9 protein-coding genes are annotated in these 18,255 nt (G+C 74.0%); 8 read left to right on the plus strand and 1 reads right to left on the minus strand.

The features are described 5' to 3' along the window. The first annotated feature begins 147 nt into the window (after nt 1–147). The 7 genes from GA0074704_RS18270 (at nt 148) to GA0074704_RS18300 (ending at nt 17,304) form a co-directional block, all read left to right on the plus strand. Nucleotides 148–597: an ATP-binding protein gene (locus GA0074704_RS18270; RefSeq protein ID WP_157743712.1), complete on the plus strand. Its 450-nt coding sequence runs from the start codon at nt 148–150 to the stop codon at nt 595–597. A gap of 299 nt (nt 598–896) precedes the next feature. Next, a complete protein-coding gene (locus tag GA0074704_RS18275; protein ID WP_088971630.1) occupies nt 897–3,311 on the plus strand; it encodes a metallophosphoesterase family protein in 2,415 nt (804 codons plus the stop codon). After that, nucleotides 3,308–6,862 (plus strand): DUF6603 domain-containing protein, encoded by a 3,555-nt coding sequence (locus GA0074704_RS18280; RefSeq protein ID WP_157743713.1) that lies wholly within the window; start codon nt 3,308–3,310, stop codon nt 6,860–6,862. Before GA0074704_RS18275 ends, GA0074704_RS18280 begins: the two co-directional genes overlap by 4 nt. Next, nucleotides 6,859–10,572 (plus strand): hypothetical protein, encoded by a 3,714-nt coding sequence (locus tag GA0074704_RS18285; RefSeq protein ID WP_088971632.1) that lies wholly within the window; start codon nt 6,859–6,861, stop codon nt 10,570–10,572. Before GA0074704_RS18280 ends, GA0074704_RS18285 begins: the two co-directional genes overlap by 4 nt. After that, on the plus strand, nt 10,569–14,957 hold the full coding sequence (locus tag GA0074704_RS18290) for a hypothetical protein (RefSeq protein ID WP_088971633.1): 4,389 nt from the start codon (nt 10,569–10,571) through the stop codon (nt 14,955–14,957). Before GA0074704_RS18285 ends, GA0074704_RS18290 begins: the two co-directional genes overlap by 4 nt. Next, complete coding sequence (locus GA0074704_RS18295; protein WP_088971634.1) at nt 14,954–16,663, plus strand: hypothetical protein; 1,710 nt, start codon at nt 14,954–14,956, stop codon at nt 16,661–16,663. Before GA0074704_RS18290 ends, GA0074704_RS18295 begins: the two co-directional genes overlap by 4 nt. 86 nt (nt 16,664–16,749) lie before the next feature. Further along, nucleotides 16,750–17,304 (plus strand): hypothetical protein, encoded by a 555-nt coding sequence (locus GA0074704_RS18300; protein WP_088971635.1) that lies wholly within the window; start codon nt 16,750–16,752, stop codon nt 17,302–17,304. A gap of 146 nt (nt 17,305–17,450) precedes the next feature. On the opposite strand, the gene GA0074704_RS18305 is transcribed toward GA0074704_RS18300, so the two are convergent. Continuing rightward, the gene (locus GA0074704_RS18305) at nt 17,451–18,002 is read right to left on the minus strand and encodes an APC family permease (RefSeq protein ID WP_231926533.1); all 552 of its coding nucleotides are present in this window, start codon (nt 18,000–18,002) and stop codon (nt 17,451–17,453) included. On the opposite strand from GA0074704_RS18305, the gene GA0074704_RS29480 reads away from it, so the two are divergent. Beyond that, nucleotides 17,992–18,144: a hypothetical protein gene (locus GA0074704_RS29480; protein ID WP_231926534.1), complete on the plus strand. Its 153-nt coding sequence runs from the start codon at nt 17,992–17,994 to the stop codon at nt 18,142–18,144. The two genes, GA0074704_RS18305 and GA0074704_RS29480, sit on opposite strands and share 11 nt — an antisense overlap. Nucleotides 18,145–18,255: the final 111 nt, after the last annotated feature.

Consider the following 18,255-nt stretch of genomic DNA (forward strand, 5'->3'; position numbering starts at 1 on the left):
CCTCCTTCCGGTGCGCCGGAGAGTGCGCGGCCCTGACATTCCACTGTCCGGACGGCTGCACCAAGGCTGGCCTCACGCCGCTGACCTGCGATTTCTTGTCCGGTGACAACAGTCGCGGACCGTACGGACCCGAGTAGGGTTCGCGCCGTGGATGACAACACGGGGGCATCCGGTTCAGTCCGACCACAGCGGCTCGCCGCTGTGGTCGTCCTGGCTGAGGATTTCATCGCCGCGACCGTCACCACACTCCGCCACCGACTGAGAACCTCGGTGACCACTGCCGGACTCACCGGAGACGATGCCGACGACTTCGTTCTCGCCGTCCACGAACTGGTCACCAACGCCGTGCGGCACGGCGGCGGCCGCGGCCACCTCGAGCTGTACCGCAACGGCGACGTCCTCGTCTGCGAGGTCAGCGACGAGGGCGACCCCACCGCAGAGCTTTCGGTGCGGCTGTCCGCGACGGACATGCCCGGTGGACGAGGGTTGTGGCTCGCCCATCGGTTCACCGACGGGCTCACCCTCACTCGTGGACTGCACGGCGTGACCGCCACCGTCACCGCCTGCCTTACGCCGCAGCGCCTCCCTCGCCGGTAAGGGCCTGCTCCGCCTCGGTCCGAAGACATCTGTCAGGCTGCCACACCTCGGACCACCGACCGGTAGTCCGGCATCTCTATCGCGCAGAGGTCGGCCCGGGCAACCGACGCGTCGGGTCTCCGTCAGTCGAACGACCTGAGTGGACGCTCACCTGTCCCGGAACGGACGGCGTGGGCCGTCGAGGGTCCGACGGCCGCCACCCGGCAGGCCTGAGCCTTCGCGCTGATGTGCGGTGTCCCGCCGCCCGGCGGATCGCTTCAATTGAAGGCGACCCCTGGCCGAGGGTGGAGGGATGCCGGATGACCGCTGCGACCGGGTGGCGGCTCGCGGATCGTCTGAAGACGATGCCGTCGGTGCTTGCCGGACCGATCCTGCGCCACACCAGCGACACCACGGTGACCGTGTGGCTGGCCCTGCAGCAGGCCACCACGGTGAGCCTGACCGTCTACGACAACGATGCCGCAGCCGGCGCCCCCGTCGCCGCGACCGCCGAACCAGCGCCCACCGTGGCGGTGGGCACGAATCTGCACCTCGTGGCGGTCACCGCCAAGGTGACGCCGCCCCGCCCGCGGCTCAGCGAGGGCGTCACGTACTACTACGACCTGCGCCTCGCCGACGGGAGGCGACTCAAGGACCCGGGTGTCCTGTCCAACGACGCCGACGAGGCCGAACGCCTGCAAACGGTCGTCTTCGGCAGCGACAAGCTGCCGAGCTTCGCACTGCCCCCGGCCGACCTGGGTCGGCTGCGGATCCTGCACGGCTCGTGCCGCAAACCGCACGCCGACGAGTACGACGGACTGGCCGCGGTGCACCACCTCATCGAGTCGTCCTACTGGGCGTCGAACGACACCGATCCGTGGGCGCTGACCCGGCCGCACCTGCTGATGCTCACCGGCGACCAGATCTACGCCGACGACGTCGCCGACTGCATGCTGGCGATGTGCACCGACTTCGGCGACACGTTGCTGGGCTGGTCCGGCGAGCAGTTGCCCGGCCTGGACACCATGACCTCGGCGGCGTTCCCGCCGGGCACCCGGGCCCAGGTCGTCACCGAGGTCGGCGGCCTCACCGGGTCGCTGGTCGACCTGGCGGAGCTGGCCAAGAGCCAACTGATGGGCCTCGGCGAGTACCTCGCGATGTACCTGCTGGTCTGGTCGCCCGTCCTGTGGCCGGCCACCCTGCCGCGTACGCCGTCCCTGCACGACGCGGCCGAGCGCGAACGCGTCGAGCTGATGCGCGGCACGCTGCCGCAGGTGCGCCGCGCCCTGGCCAACGTCATCACCTACATGTCCTGGGACGACCACGAGGTGACCGACGACTGGAACCTCAACCGTGAATGGTGCCGCCGGGTGTGGGGTGAGGAAGGAATGACCGACGGCCGTCCGCTGGGCCGGCGGATCGTCACCAACGGCATGCTCGCCCACGCCGTCTGCCAGGCCTGGGGCAGCATGCCGGACCAGTTCACCGGCGACACCCCGGGCGCCCGGCTGCTCGCGGCGCTACCGCAGTGGGACGGCGACCCCGCCCACCAGTCGGTCCTGGACCGCCTCGCGGCGCTGCTCGGCGTACCGACCGGCAAGCTGCCCGCAGGCGGCGTCGACCGGCTGCCCCGCGCTGCCGACTCGCTGCGCTACCACTACCGGCTGACCTGGACGGGACGGCCGTTCGAGATCCTGGTCACCGACTCCCGCACGACGCGGTCGTTCGACCCGCAGCCGATGGAGCCGCCCGCGGTCATGTCCGACGAGGCGATCGCCGAGCAGCTGCCGGCCGTCGCCGACCCGCCCTACCTGACCATCGCCGTCGTCCCGGGGCCCGTGCTCGGCGTGCCGTGGATCGAGGAGAAGCAGGAGGAGCGTACGCCGGAGATGATCTGGGGCCACGACGCGGAAGCGTGGGGCCTGCGGCAGCGGACGTTCCACCGGCTGCTGGGGCAGCTGGCGCACCGGCCACGGGTGGTGCTGCTTTCCGGTGACGTCCACTACGGGTTCACCATCCACCTGAGCGCGTGGAACAGGCAGCCGTACGGCACGTCGACGCCGCTTGCCACGCCGCTGCGCAGCGAGATCGCCCAGTTCACCGCGAGCGCCCTGAAGAACGAGACCAACTCGTACCTGGACCTGACGACCGACAAGCTGCAGGGCGTGGGCTGGAACGCGCTGCCCGGCTTCGCCTGGGTCCCGCACAACCCCGCCGACGAGGTGGGCTGGGCGGAACCGCTCCGTTACTGGACCGAGTGGCGCCCGGCCGGCTCGACGACGCCACAGCCGTACTTCCAGAAGAACCCATCCCGTCTCGACGTCAGCGTGCCGCACGAGTTCCCGCACTACTACGTCCCCGAGCACTGGCGGCACCGCATCCGCTACGGCACCGGGACGCGCAGCGACAAGCAGCCCCCCGTGACGCCGCTGACCCGGCCCGCGCCGGACTCCGACAAGGCGGCCTTCACCTCCTGGTACGGCGGACTGACCACCGCGTCGGCCTACGCGCGGCGCGCCAGGTCGGGCACCCAGCTGGTTGGCAACAACAACCTCGGCGAGATCCGGTTCGCCCCGGACAGCTCACCGAGCCGGCCGGCCCTCGCCGCGCGGCACATCCTCTGGTGGCAGATGACCGCGGCCGGGCAGCCCGCCTACAGCACCACGTTCGACGTGACCCTCGACCCCGCGGACGCCAGCGCTGTTCCGCCGAGCTACGTGGAGCGCCCCCAGTGACATCGCCTCTCACCCCCGCCGACGCGCCCACGCCGCCCGACCCGCCCGCCGACGTGCGCGCCGAGCTGCTGCGCGAGGTCACCCTGCTGCTGGCGCCTCTGCGCGCGGCCGTGGACGACCGTGGGTGGCGCGCCGAGCTGTTCGCCGCGATCGGCTGGAACCTCGACGGGATCGCCGGCTTCCCCGTCGCCACCATCGAAAACCTGCTGTCCGCCGTACGCGAGGCCGTCGACCGGCTCCAACCGCTGATCGACCAACCGACCACCGACCTGAAGGCCTACAAGCCCGCCCTCGCGGCCCTGAAGAGGTGCTTCGACGCCGTCCGCGCCCTGAAGACGGCGTTCGACGGCTGGAGCGGGATCGCCCTGCCGGACGCACCGGCGATCGGCGCCGACCTGGTGAACTACCTCGTCGCGACCTACCTGCGGCGGCACCGGCCGACCCTCGCCGCCGTGCTGTGGGCGCTGGCGTTGATCGACGGCCCGCCGCCGCCGATCGAGCCGGTCGTCGATCCGGGCACCGGCAAGGAGGTCCGGTTCTCCTCCGTGACGCCCCGCCTGCGCGTCGACCGGCTGCCCGCGCTCATCGGCGACCCGGTCGGGCAGCTGCGCTCGCGCTACCTCACCAAGGAGGGCCTGGCCACCCGGGCGGCCACCGACGCCGTCGCCGACCTGCTCCTGCCGGCGATCGCCGGCGTGCTCAACCGTCTCGGCACGCCGATCACCGCCCTGTACGGCGCCGAGATCCCCGAACTGGGCGACAGCGCCGAGGCCGCCCGGCACCTGCTGCACGTGTTCGTGCGGACCGGGCCCGGCGCGTTCGCCGACGGCGATGCCGGCTTCACGCTGCTCGTCGGCCTCGCCGGGGACGAGGACGGCCGGCTCGGCCTGATGATCGCGCCGAAGGGAGCCGTGGCGTTCGAGGACACCATCGGCGACTGGACCGCCACCCTCACCGCCGCCCTGCAGACGGCCTCGGTCATCGCGGTCGGTCCCGACGGGCTGACCACCGACCTGCCCGACGCGGCCGCGGTCGACCTGCGCGCGGACCTCGGGCTGGTGCGTACCGGCGCGGCGATCCGGGTTGGCGGCGCGACCGGCACCCGGCTGGAGATCGACGGCCCGATCCGGGTCACCGGCTTCGCCCAGCTGACCCGCGACTACCAGGACTTCGGCGTCGAGGTCAGCTGCGGCACAGCGCGGCTGGTCGTCTCCGGCGCCGACGGTGACGGTTTCCTCGGCAGGGTCCTGCCCGACGACGCCACGCTCCGCTTCGAGCTGGGCATCGGCTGGTCGCGGCGGCGTGGGCTGTTCCTCACCGGCGGCGCGGCGCTCACCGCGCACGTCGACGTCGCCGCCGTCCTGGGGGACGTGGCCCGACTGGACTCCCTCGACGTCGAGCTGAGCCCCACCGGGCCGAAGGACGCGACGCAGGCCCTGACCGTCACGGCCACCGCCTCCGGCCGGGTACGCCTCGGCCCGGTCGGCGTGACCGTCCAGGGCGTCGGGATGCGGGCCCGGCTGGCGTTCCCCGACGGTGGCGGCAACCTCGGACCCGTCGACCTCGACCTCGGGTTCCAGCCCCCGCACGGAGTCGCGCTGCGCATCGACGGCGGGGCCGTCACCGGCGCCGGTTTCCTGTCCTTCGACGCCGACGCAGCCAAGTACGCCGGCGGCATCGACCTGGAATTCGCCAAGCTGCGCCTGTCGGCGCTGGGGCTGCTGGCCACCCGGATGCCCGACGGGCGCCCCGGTTTCTCCCTCCTGGTGGTCATCAACGCCCGCTTCCCGAAGCCGATCCCGCTCGGCTTCGGGTTCAACCTCGCGGCCGTCGGCGGCATCGTCGGCGTCAACCGGGCCGCCGCCGTCGACCGGCTCCGGGCTGGGCTGCGGGCCGGGTCCCTCGGCGCGGTCCTGTCCCCGGGCGACATCCTCGGCGACGAACGCCGCCTGCTCGACGACCTGGACGCGCTGTTCCCGGTGACCCCGGGCCGGCACCTGTTCGGTCCGACGGCCCAGCTCACCTGGGGTGTGCCGACGGCGGTCACGATCGACCTGGCGCTGGCCCTGGAGCTGCCGAGACCGCTGCGGTTCATCGCCGCCGGCCGGGTACGCACCCTGCTGCCCGACGAGCGCAAGCCGGTCGCCGTGATCAACATGGACGCCCTCGGCGTCCTCGACACCGGCGAGGGCACCCTCGCCCTCGACGCCACCCTCTACGACTCGCAGCTGGCCGGGTGGCGGCTCTCCGGCGACATGGCGCTGCGCGCCCGGTGGACCGGCCGCAGCGAGTTCGTGATGAGCGCGGGCGGCTTCCATCCCCGCTTCCGGCCACCCGTCGGCTTCCCCGAGTTGCGCCGGATGACCATGGAGATCGGCGAGGACCGGTTCTGGCTGCGGATGCAGGCGTACCTGGCGCTGACGTCGAACACCCTGCAGTTCGGCTCGCGCGTCGAGTTCCACGCCGAGACCGGCGACTTCACCGCCGACGGACACTTCACCTTCGACGCGGTGGTGCGGTTCGCGCCGTTCGGCTTCGAGTTCGACCTGTCGCTGGGCGTGGCGATCCGCTGGAAGGGCCGGCTGCTGCTCGGCATCACCGCCGACCTCTACGTCGCCGGCCCCGGCCGGTGGCAGGTCCGCGGCCACGCCGAGATCAAGCTGCTGTTCCTCAGCGCCACCGTCCGGTTCAACGCGACCTTCGGCAGCCAGCCGGCGCTGCCCCCGGCACCGCCGCAGGACGTGGCCGCCCTGGTCCGCGACGCGCTGGCCGAGCCGGGCGCCTGGCACGTCGAGGAACGCGCCGACCTGCCCGCCCTGACCATGCGGGCCGGCATCACCTGGTCGGACCTGCTGGTCTCCCCCTCGGCGCGGGTCAGCGTCCGGCAGCGGATCGCACCGGTCGGTGGCACGCACCTGGACCACTTCGGTCAGGCGCCCATCGACGGATCGGCCGAGCTGCGCATCGACTCGGCCACCCTGGGCGGGGTCCCCGCGCAGCTCGCCGACGTCAAGGACGAGTTTGCCCCGGCCCAGTTCTTCGCCCTCAGCGACGAGCAGAAACTCGCCGCCGACGGGTTCGACCTGCTGCCGTCCGGGGTCAGCTTCGCCGCCACCGACACCATCGCCTACGACCAGGCCGGACCGGCTGCGGTCGTCATCGCGTACCAGACGAAGGTGATCGACGAACCGGACCCGGCCGGACCGGGCCGCACCGTGGCCGGTGGCCTGCCACGGTCGGTGTGGGTTCTCGGCGGCGCCCAGCTGGACCGGCTCGCCCACGGCGGAGCCGCCGGCCGCGCCGCGACCCGGTCGACGGGCCTGGCCCGGTTCCGGGCGCCCGGCCTGCCGATCACCGTCCGCGACCCCGGCTTCCTGATCGTCGACCGGGCGACCCTGCGACCCGCGGGTCCCGCCCCGGCGGTCGACGAACGGTGGAGCCGCAGTGAGGCCACCGACCGGCTGCGCCGCTGGAGCGCCGACCATCCCGACCACGACCTGATGATCGTCGCAGCCCCCGAGGCCGTCACCGGAAGCGCGGTGCCCGCATGACCATCCCCGCCGACCTCGCCGCCACCACCGCGCGGCGGCACCTGCTGTCCTGGGTACGCGACGGCCTCGCCAGCCGCCTCACCGATGTCGACCCCGGCAGCGGGCCGGTACCCGCCCGGGCTAACCTCACCACCGGGCTCACCGTCAACGGGACGCCGGTGCCCGGACCCCGGCTCGCCCTGCACGGCCCGGGCGACGTCACCGGCGTCGACCCGCGGCAGATCGTGCGTACCGACCCGGCGCCGGGGGCGCAGGACGTCGAATCGACGCACTACGCGCTGGTCGAGTTCGACGACCCCGGCCTGCCGTGGCGACTCACCCCGCTCGCCGCCCACCCGCTGCGGGGACTGCGCCCGTGGCTGGTCCTGGTCGTCGTCGACACCGCCACCCCCGGCGTACGCCTGACCACCGACCCGCGCCGCCCCCGACCGGTGCTCGACACCCCCCTCGCGGAACTGCCCGACCTCACCCGGTCCGCCGCGTGGGCGCACGCCGAGGTCGTCGCCGCCGACGGCGAGGACATCGCGACGCTGCTCGCCGAGCGACCCGAGCGGACGGTGTCCCGGCTGATCGCAGCGCGCAAGCTCGCCGACGGCCACACCTACCTGGCGTGCCTGGTACCGGCGTTCGAGCACGGACGGCTGGCCGGACTCGGCGAACCCGTGCCCGACACCGACACCACCCCACCGGCCTGGACCGGCACGACCGGCACCGTCCGCCTGCCCGTCTACCACCACTGGACCTTCTCCACCGGTGTCGACGGCGACTTCGCGGCCCTGGCCCAACGGCTGCGCCCGGCGACCCTCGACGACGGCGGCAAGCAGCTCTACTACCACGACGCCGCCCCGGAGGTGACCAGGGCCGTCGGCGCCGACCCGGGGCTCACCGGCATCCTGCCCGCGCTCACCGCACCCGGGGCCGCCATGACCGACCCGGTGCACCCCGGCTTCGCCACCGCACTGACCGCGATCCTGGCGCGTACCGGCACCGTCACCGCGCCGCTCTACCTCGCCGCCCACACCGGACACGGGCCGGGCTGGACCGGCACCGAACCGCCGTGGCTGCGCCAGCTCAACACCGACCCCCGGCTGCGGGCCGCGGCCGGGCTCGGCGCCGAGGTCGTGCGCATCCACCAGGAGCCGCTGATGGCGGCGGCCTGGCAGCAGGCCGCCGAACTCGCCGAGGTCAACCGGGATCTCCAGCAGGGACAGGTGGGCCGGGCGGTCAGCGCCAGCCTGCACCGCCGCTACTTCACCCCCGCCCCCACCGCCGCCGGGCTCGCCGAGGCGACCACGCCAGCAGCCGCCGCCGACCGGGACGACACGGTGATCTCGCGTACCGCCCGGGCGTTGGGCCGTCTTCCCGGCCCGGACGGCACCGTCGCCGCGCAGCTGGCCACCTTCACGGCCACGGCGGCCATCGCCTCCGCCGACGTGCAGCGGGCCGCCCGCCCCACCGGCCCGGCCGCGCGGGCCGCCGGCGCCACCCCGGTGGCACCGCTGGCGTCGGCGCTGAGCCCCAGCGCCGCCGGCACGATCGTGCCCGCTCCCCCGCCCCGGGCCGGATCCGACGCCGCGGTGCTGGACCGCTACACCGGCGGCGCGACCCGCTACCGCGACATCACCAGCGAGCTGGCCGCCGCCGCGACCGACTGGTGGAGCCAGCCGTACGCCACGGGGCTGCCCCTGGTGACACCCGGCCCACTGGGCTACCTGACCGACCTCACGGTGCTCCAGGAGAACCCCGCCCACAACCAGCTGTCGGCGACGTTGCTGCGGACCATCGACTTCGACGGCCGGGCGCGGGACCAGGGCATCCCCATCCCGCTGACCGCCGATGCCGCCGCGCCCACCGTGCGGCTCGTCGGTGGACTGGTGCACCGGGTCCGCTCCGACCGGCCGACCACCCTGCTCGCCGGCGTCCGACCAGGCCTGTTCGTGGACAGCTGGGAACCTTGCATCCGCACGCTGGCCCTCGCCTCCGACGGCACCGTCGACACGACGCCCTACCTCCCGCTGCCGACCTTCCGCTGCGGCACCCTGCACGGCGCGGACGTCACCCTGCGCCGCCGCGCCGGGCAACCGGACACCGCCGCCGAGCTGGTCATGCTGTGGAGCGGCGCCGACCCGAACGGGTCCGGCGCGATCAGCACCTGCAGCTACCAGCTCGACACCCGGACCGTGCTCGCTCCGCAGCGCAACATCCGGGTCTTCCTCGGCTACCCCCCGGCCGACGTCGCCGCCGACCTCGTGCCGGTCACCGCCGCGGCCGGACAGCCGATCGTCGAGCCGACCGACCTGGCCGTCGCGTTCCTCAACCCCACCTTCGCCACCGAGAACGGACCGGGCGGCCCCATCGTCCACCCGATCTGGCAACTCGACTGGGTCGTCGGCCGCGCCTTCGGCACCGCGCAGGAAAGCTGGAGCACCACGCGCTCGGTCACCCTCGGCGACCGGGTCTGGGACGACACCACCAGCGGCCACCTGAGCCTGTCGGTGACCGACCTCGACGGCGACGGCGATCCGGAACTGGTCGTGCACCTCACCTTCGACGAACGACCACCCAGCGGCCCCGCCCGACGCGTCACCCGCCAGCGGATCGGCCACGGGCTGCGCCCCGACGGGTCGATCGCGCACTGGGAGGCCCCGGTCGACCTGCCGATCGTCGCGTTGACCCCGGACGCCACCACCGTCGCGTTCCTCGGCGACCTCGACAACCAGCGGCTGGGCCGCATCGCCGGGATCGGCCGCACCTTCCGGGCCGTCGCCACCGCCCACCAGGCCCTGCTGATCCGCGACGCCACCCTCGGTGCGGACCCGCCCGCGCGGGCGGCGTACGAGATCGCCGCCGTGGCCGGCTCGGTCAGCGCGTCGATCGACCCGGCGACCACCATCCCGGCGGCCGTCGCCGACCGGATCAGCCCGCTGCCGGCCACGACGTCGCTGACGGCGGCAGGCGGGGCCGACCCGCTGCGACCCCGGCTCTACGAGCCGTCGTTCCCGCAGGCGATGGCCGAACCGCTGCGGGAACTCTTCCCCGACCTCGTCTTCCCCGGCGCAGACGCGCTGCCCGACGACAGCGTGGCGCTGATGGCCGGCAACGGCCCGCTCATCGCGGCCTACCTCGCCGGGCTCAACCACGAGTTCGGCCGCGAACTGCTGTGGCGGGGCTTCCCGTCGACCGGCCGGGCGACCTGGTTCCGCCGCTTCTTCGACGCCAGCGGTGCCGACCCCACCGAGTCCGCCGCCGACATCGCCGACATCGCCGGGTGGGGCGCCACCGGCGACCTCGCCGACAAGGTCGTCGGACCCGCCGCCAACGGCAGCGTCATCCTCCTCGTCCGTGGCGAGCTGCTGCGCCGCCATCCCGACGTGGTCATCCAGGCCGCCCCGGCGGTGCTCACCTCGACCGGACGCAGACCGGACGACACCGCCGTACACCTACCCGTCTTCACCGGCCGCGCCGCGGCCGACGTGCTGCTGTTCAGCTTCGACATCCCGGCCGACCAGGTACGCGGCGACGCCACACACCCCGGCTGGTTCTTCATCTTCGCCGAACCGCCGACCGAACCCCGCTTCGCCGGAACGTCCGACTGGACCGGGCCCGGGGCGTACGCGGCCGCGGCGGCGCTCAGCATGCCGTTCCGGGTCGCCGTGCACGCCTCCGACCTGATCGCGCCCACGTCCCTCACCTCCGGAGCCGACGCATGACCGCGCCCACCACCGCGACGGCGACCCCGCTCGTGGCCGCCGCGCAACCGCTGCCGCTGCCCGCCGACGTCCCGATCGCCCTGCTGCCGGTACGCCTGGAGACCCGCTACCACGACGGCAACCTGCTGATCCGGATCTACCCGGACGTGCTGCACGTGGACGCCCACGAGACGGAGCTGACCGCGGTCGAGGCCGACCACGGCGTCCGCTACTGGGCGCAGGTGGCCGCGGCCGGCACCGACACCGACCGGCTGCACGGCGTCTGGCAGGCGCTGACCGCCGAGCACGGCATCACCCGCGCCGCCTGGATCGCCCGCCGCACCCGCGACGGCGTACCGGCGCAGACACCGGCGACCGGCACGTGGACCCGGGCGCCGATGGCCCGGCTGCTGCCGACCCGCTGGCGGGTCGCCGGCTACCGCCAGTGGGGCCCCGGCAACCCCCCGACGCTGCACTTCGACGTGGCCGGCAAGGAGATCCCCGGCGACCTCGCCGTCGGGCCGGACCCCGCCGCGACCGGGCTGCCACCTGAGTCCGACGAGGACCTCGTCGTCACCCCCGGAATGCGCTGGATGGTGGACTACCAGGCGGCCCTGGACGTGGGCATGGCGGTCACCGTCACGCCCGCCGACGACGCGAACCTCGGACTGGCGCTGACCTGGTTGATCGCGTACGGCGCGGACGAGAAGTACGACGTGGACGAGAAGGGTGACCCGATCACCGGCGCCACCCGGCTCGCCGGCCTGCTCGAGGCACACCACTACACCGACGGTCTCGGCTACGCCGACCCCGGCACCGCCACCAACAACACCGAGCTCGGCCGCTCCGGCCTGGACCCGGGCGCCGAACAGCTCAGCGAGCGCTACCGGATCGCCGACGGTACGCCGACCGGGCCGGCGCCGACGCCCCCCGGTGCCGTCGCTGACCGGCTGGGCGCCGCACTGGGCCTCGACCAGTCGGCGGCCGTCGTGCTCGGCCGCGACCCCGCCGGTCGACGACCCGACCCGCAGGCTGACATCAACGCCGTGCTGTGGCCCTCGACGTGGGGATACTTCCTGCTGCACGTGCTCGACGGCATCGACCTGCCCAGCATCCGCCAGGTCCGCCGGCACTTCATCGACCACGTCCGGGCCGGCGGGGCGCTGCCCAGCCTGCGCGTCGGCAACCAGCCGTACGGCGTCCTGCCGGTGCTGTCGCTCAAGCACTGGGCCGACCGCGAGGGCGGCACCACCGCGCACACCACGCTGGTCCGGCTGCTGCGCCAACTCCAGCCCGCCTTCACCGAGGCGAGCTGGAAGGCGACCGTCGGCAGGCGATGGCCGGGGCAGACCGACGTCGACGCCACCGAGCGCTACCACCGGCTGCTGGCCACCCAGGCCCAGGCCGTCGACTACGTCGGCCGCAGCGCGCTCGGCCCGGAGTACGTCGGCGACCTGTGGCGCTTCCTGCGCCTGGACTTCGACGCCGCCTGGCGACAGGCCCCACGCCGGCAGGCCGACGAGGTGCTGTCCACCCTCGGCCTGCCGGTCGACCAGCGGCACACCGGCACCGTGTTCGCCGCGGAGGCGTACCCGGTGCCGAACGCCCTGACCGGGACCGACGCGGACACCTACCTGAGCGAGCTGGCGGCGCTCGCCCCCGCCGCGCTCGCCGCGGCGGCCGAGCGCGGGCACACACCGCTGCTCTACCGCCTCGCCCGGCACTCGGCGTTGCAGGAGTGGTGGACCGCAGCCATCGCGACCCGCGGTGACCGGGTGCTGCGGGAGCGGGAACTGGTCGACGTCGACCCCTCCGCGCCGCCCACCGCGACGCTGTGGCGCGGCCTGGCCGCGCCCGCACCGGGCCAGCCCGGACTGACCGTCGAGCAGTACCTCACCGGCGCCGCCGCCACCGACCCCAACGTGACCGACCTGCGCGAGTTCGGCGACCGGATGCGTAGCCTCGCCACCGCCATCCACCGCGGCGACGTCACCCCCGACCTGCTCGACGGTCTCGTACGCGGCGGCCTCGACCTCGCCGCCCACCGCCTCGACGCGTGGATCGGCTCGTTCGCCAACCGCCGCCTCGACCACCTGCGCGGCCGCCAGCCGCACGCGCTCGCCGTCGGCGGGTTCGGCTGGCTGGCCAACGTCGCCCCGGCCCCACTCACCGCCGTCGACAAGCTGCCACCGAACGAACCCGGACCGCTGTACACCGACGCCGCCAACGCCGGGCACGTGCTCGCACCGTCGCTGCAGCACGCCACCACCGCGGCCATCCTGCACGCCGGCTACGTGGCGCGGGGCGGCCGCGCCGGCAGGCCCGGCGCCGTGGCGGTCAACCTCAACGCCGACCGGGTACGCCTCGTGCAACACCTCACCGAGGGCATCAGCGCCGGGCAGCCCCTCGCCGCCCTTGTCGGCTACCGGTTCGAACGCGCCCTCGCCGACGCGGGCGTGCCCGGCGTACCGGCGATGATCCTGCCGTTCCGCCTCCTCGCCCCGTTCACCGCGCAGGTGCTCACCCCCGAGGGCGACGCCACCGACGTCACCCGGCCCGGCAGCCTCGCCGGGACGGTGGCCGACGGCGTGGAACTCGTCCGCCGCCTGCACGCCGGGACGATCCCGTGGGGCGCCGCCCCCGACCCCACGCAGCCGGCCGTCACCCTGCCCGCCCGCGGCACACCCGCCTACGACGCCTGCCGGCAGGCCCTGCAGTGCGCGGCGGACGCGCTGGACGCGCTGGCCGACGCCACCCTGGCCGAAGGCGTCCACCACCTCGCCGCCGGGAACCCGACCCGGGCCGGGGCCGTCCTTGACGCGCTGGCCAAGGGCGAGACGCCACCCCCACAGCTCGACGTGGTACGCACACCGCGCACCGCCACCGTCCACACCCACCGGCTGATGTTCCTCGGCACCGTCGACGTCGGCGCCGACTACCGGATCTGGCCCACCGACGGCCGGCAGATCCGCGCCGACATCGAACCCACCATCAACGGCTGGGCCGGCCGGCTGCTCGGCGACCCGGCCCGGGTGCGCTGCAAGGGCGTCTGGCATGGCCCGGACGGGTCGGTGCTCGCCACCGGGGAGACGACCCTCGACCAGCTCGCCGTCTCACCCCTGGACATGATCGCGCTGGCCGGCGACGACCGCTCCGGCGGCCGCTACGAGCTGCGCCAGCGCTTCATCGACCGGCTGCGGCTGCTGCGCCCGCCGACGGTGCCCGACGAGATCATGCCCGAGCCTGACTTCGGCCGCCAGCCCGACTGGCCCGCACAGACCCTCAGCGTGACCGAGTTCCTGCAGATGGTCGCGGCCGTACGGGCCACCCTCACCGCGGCCCGGCCGCTACGCGCCGAGGACCTCGCCGGACCCGGCGGCACCCGGGCCGTGCGGTGGGGAATCACCGACCTGACCAACCGGGTGACCGCCGTGCTCGACAGCTTCACCCGGACCAGGGCCCTGCTGGTGACCGCGGTCGACGCCGGTGACATCGGCGGGATGGGCGGACACCTGGTCACCTTCGCCGCCCGGGGACTGCCCGGCGCGTACCCGCAGACCGGGCACCCGTGGACCGACGAGTGGCGCGACGAGCTGCGGGTCCGGGCGCGCGGAGTGCTGGCTGAGGTGGACCGGCGGATGGCCGAGGAGGCGCGGCTGCGCGCCACCTTCGACGACGCCTCCGCCACCGACGACCAGCGGGTCGCCCACCACATCGCCCGGCTGCGCAGCCTGCTCGGCGACGACTTCCCGGTCGCGCCGACCTTCCAGGTCACCGACCGGGCCGCCCTCGCCGACCTGTTCGCCCACTCCCCCGGCCTCACCGCCGGTGACCCGCTCGCCCCCGGCACCTGGCTCGACCGGCTCGCCCGGGTCCGCACGGCTCCGGCCCGACTGCAGGCCGCCTTCCGCAACGCCGAGGCCACCGGCGCCGCCGTCTCCACCGACCTCACCATCGCCCAGCTGCCCTACCGCGACGGCGACGTCTGGGCGGCCCTGCCCGACGCACCACGGGCCGGGCGTACGGCGCTGGCCGTGCACACGATCCGGCCGATCAACCCGGCCGCCTCGCTGGCCGGCCTGGTCCTCGACGAATGGACCGAGACCGTACCCGGCGACACCGAGGTCACCGGACTCACCTTCCACTACGACGCCCCGAACGCCCGCGCCCCGCAGGCCGTGCTGCTCGCGGTCCCGCCCGGCGCCGACGGCCGGTGGACCACCGAACAGCTGCGCGACACCGTCGTCGAAGCGCTCGACACCGCCCGGGCCCGGGCGGTCACCCTGCCGACCCTCGACGAGTACGGCCACTTCCTGCCCGCGATCTACCTCGGCCTCAACGACGCGGGCGCGACCGTCTCGACCGATCTGACCGGCGGGGCCGGTCGCGAAGGAGCGTCCCGATGACCTCCCCCGACGGGCGGACCCCCTCGGCCACCACCTGGACCCGCCTGGAACCCCAGCACACCACCCCCGACGAGCGCGTCGGCGCGGCAGCCGCCATCGCCGACCCGGCCTGGCTGCTGGCCCGGCAGTGGCAGTTCGGCGAGTTCCACGGCAGCGACGGCGGCTCCCCGGCATCCGCCCGGATGCGGATGCACGCCGGCGCCCTGTCCGGCTACCGCGGCCGCGGCATCGGCAGCGACCTCGACCGGTGGGACCCCTACGTCCAACACACCACGCCGCTGGAGGTGCTGGTCGAACGGGAACCGGCCGACCCGGTGGACCTGAGCCTGCGCGCCGACGGCGGCCGCCGGTTCGTCCGGCTGCTGGACCGCCACGGCGTGAGCGGCTACCGACAGGCCTTCATCAGCCGGTACCCGCTACCCGCGACCACACCGGACGCACCCGAACACGCCGACAGCGCGGCCGTGCTGACGGTCCTCGCCGGCCGGCTGGTTGACGGTCAGTCCCTGGCCGCCGCCTGCACCACTGCGTCCGGGCAGCCCACCGTTCCGCCCGCGCCGGCCGTTGCCGCCGCCGACCGGCCGGCGGTGCTGGCCGCTGTGACCGAGTTCCTCAGCTGGTGGCACTCGTTTGCGGACCGCCCCGGCGTGGGAGGGCAGGCCTGGGTGCCGACCCGCATGGAGCACGCGTTCGGCGTCGCCGCCCGACTCGGCCCGGACAACACGCCGGTCAACCTCGTCGCCACCGAGTACCCGGGCGGCACCCTCGACTGGTACGACCTGGACGTCGCCATCGACGGCACCTGGGTCCCCGCCGACGCCCCGGGCACGGAGATCGTCCGGACCGGCCTGCCGACACCGGTCCGCTATCCCGGCATGCCGGCCGGCCGGTTCTGGGAGTTCGAGGACGCCCGCGTGCACCTCGGCGGCGTCGAGGCGGGCCGGACCGACCTCGGACGGATGCTGCTGGCCGAGTTCGCCATCCTCTACTCCGACGACTGGTTCGTCATCCCGGTCGAGCTGCCCGTCGGCTCCGTCGCCCAGGTGACGTCGCTGGTCGTCGCGGACACCTTCGGAGTTCGGACCCTGATCCGACCGGCCGCCCACGGCGACTGGGACATGTACCGGCTGGCCGGCGCCGGAGCCGAACAGGCGCTGTTCGTGCTGCCGCCGACCCTGGCCGGCAGCCTCGACGGCGACCCGATCGAGGAGGTCGTGCTGCTGCGCGACGAAGCGGCCAACATCGCCTGGGCGGTGGAGGTCCGGGTACCGACCGCCGCCGGCGGGTCGGCGGATCGGCACGAGCAGTATCTCGCGCTGCTGCGCGCCGCCGGCGATCCCGTCCCGCCGCCGGTGCCCGGCAGCGCCGACTTCGACTACCGCCTGCTCACCGGTCAACCGCCGGAGCACTGGATCCCGCTCATTCCGGAGGCCCACGACGACGGGCTGCGGCTACGCCGCGACGCACTGTCCCGTCCCGGCACCGACATCCCGATCCCGCCCGTCGGCGAACTGCTCACCGCCGCGCCGTGGATCGCCGCGCAGGAAGTGCCCCGGGAGGGCGTACGCGTCACCCGTGCCTGGCAGCTGGCCCGTTGGGGCGATGGTTCGACGCATCTGTGGCTGTCCCGCCGCAAGGTCACCGGACGCGGCGAGGCGTCCAGCGGACTCCGGTTCGACACGCTCAGCCGCGCCAACGCCGGGTAACCCGCCTGTTTCGCGGCGAGCGAAAGGCCTTGGCGAAGCGTCTCGTAATCATGTAATCATGTAATACGAGACAGTAGGAGGCCCTCATGTCCACTCGTAGCGCCCCTCACGGGGCACGACAGGATCCCCCCAACGCCGAGGAAGCGCCCGGCTGGATCGTCGGGGCGACGCCGGACGGCTGGTTCTCGGAGCCACCGCACGTCGTGATCGACCGCGACGAGATCATCATCTGGGGTCGTCTTCCGGAGCCGCAGCTGGCCGACGAGGCCACCGAGGCCGACCGCACCGCCGCCCAGGCCGGGCGGGTGCACCAGTTCCGCGAGGACAGCCGCGACGATCGCATCCGGGTCGCCCGGCAGGTCGAGCACCGGTACCAACGCAAGGTGAGCTGGGGTGTCAGGTGCGGTGACACCGAGCAGTTGTTCTCCCACCTCGCGGCGCCGGTGATGACCCGGCTCCGTCAGCCGGAACGCCAGATCCTCGACACCCTGGTCGACGCGGGCGTCGCCCGCTCCCGGTCGGAGGCACTCGCCTGGTGCGTCCGACTCGTCGGCCGGCACACCGACGACTGGCTGGATCAGCTCCGACAGGCCCTCTCCGCAGTGGACGAGCTTCGTCGACAGGGCCCGGACGGCACCTGACGAAGCGGCCCGGTCGACCGGGGTCCGGCCCTCCCGAGGCCGGATCCGCAACCCGGAACGCCTCGCCCGGGCCCGACAGGGGCCCGGGCGAGGCGCACCGGACGGACCGCCACGTCCCCCTCATCCGCGTCGGTCGACGTCGACGATCAGGGCCGGTGGAACCCGGTCAGTTCGGTGCCGAACTCCACCTGCGGCTCGTTGATCAGCAGCTGTGCGGCTCGGGCGAGGAAGGTGACGAGCGTGGCCACCCAGGGGCTGCGCCGGCGGGGCAGCACCCGGCCGAGCGGCCGGGGCAGCAGTCCGTCGCTGGCCATCCCGTACGTCAGGCGGCTGGTCATGATCGAGGTGAGCAGCGCGCCGCTGGCCACGGCGATGAGCGCGACCAGGCTGAAGACCCAGTCCGGCACGCCGACGTCGGCCACCCGCACCACCTCGAGCAGCGGCCCGGACGATTCCGTGAGTTGCCGGGTCGGCACGGCCGCGGACACCGCGAGACCGACCAGCACGTAGACGACACCGGCGGTGAGCAGACCACCGAACAGGGCGCGGGGATAGTTCCGCGCCGGATTCACCGTCTCCTCGGCGACGTTCGCCGACGTCTCGAACCCGACGAAGGCGGAGTATCGGAAGGCGCGCGCCCAGTCCGAGGACTCGAAGTACGACGACATCCGCACCCACGGCACCGCGATGCGCGACATCGCGTTCGCCATCTCCAGCGCTGAGCCGGAACAGCGGACCCTCGCGTTCGCCAAGATCAAGGACCTCCGCACGCACATCGAAGGGCTGAAGACTGCCTGCGCCGCGCAGGGCGTCGAACTGGGCATCGACACCGGCAACTGACCGCCTTCCCCACCGGCCCGGTGCCGGAAGGCGGTGTGACCTGCGGTCGGGCCGGCGCGATATGGTCCGAAGTCCCGGCCCGGCCGGTCACGGGCGGGACGGGCAGGCGCG

The sequence above is a fragment of the Micromonospora siamensis genome, from assembly GCF_900090305.1.
Classification (GTDB): Bacteria; Actinomycetota; Actinomycetes; order Mycobacteriales; family Micromonosporaceae; genus Micromonospora; species Micromonospora siamensis.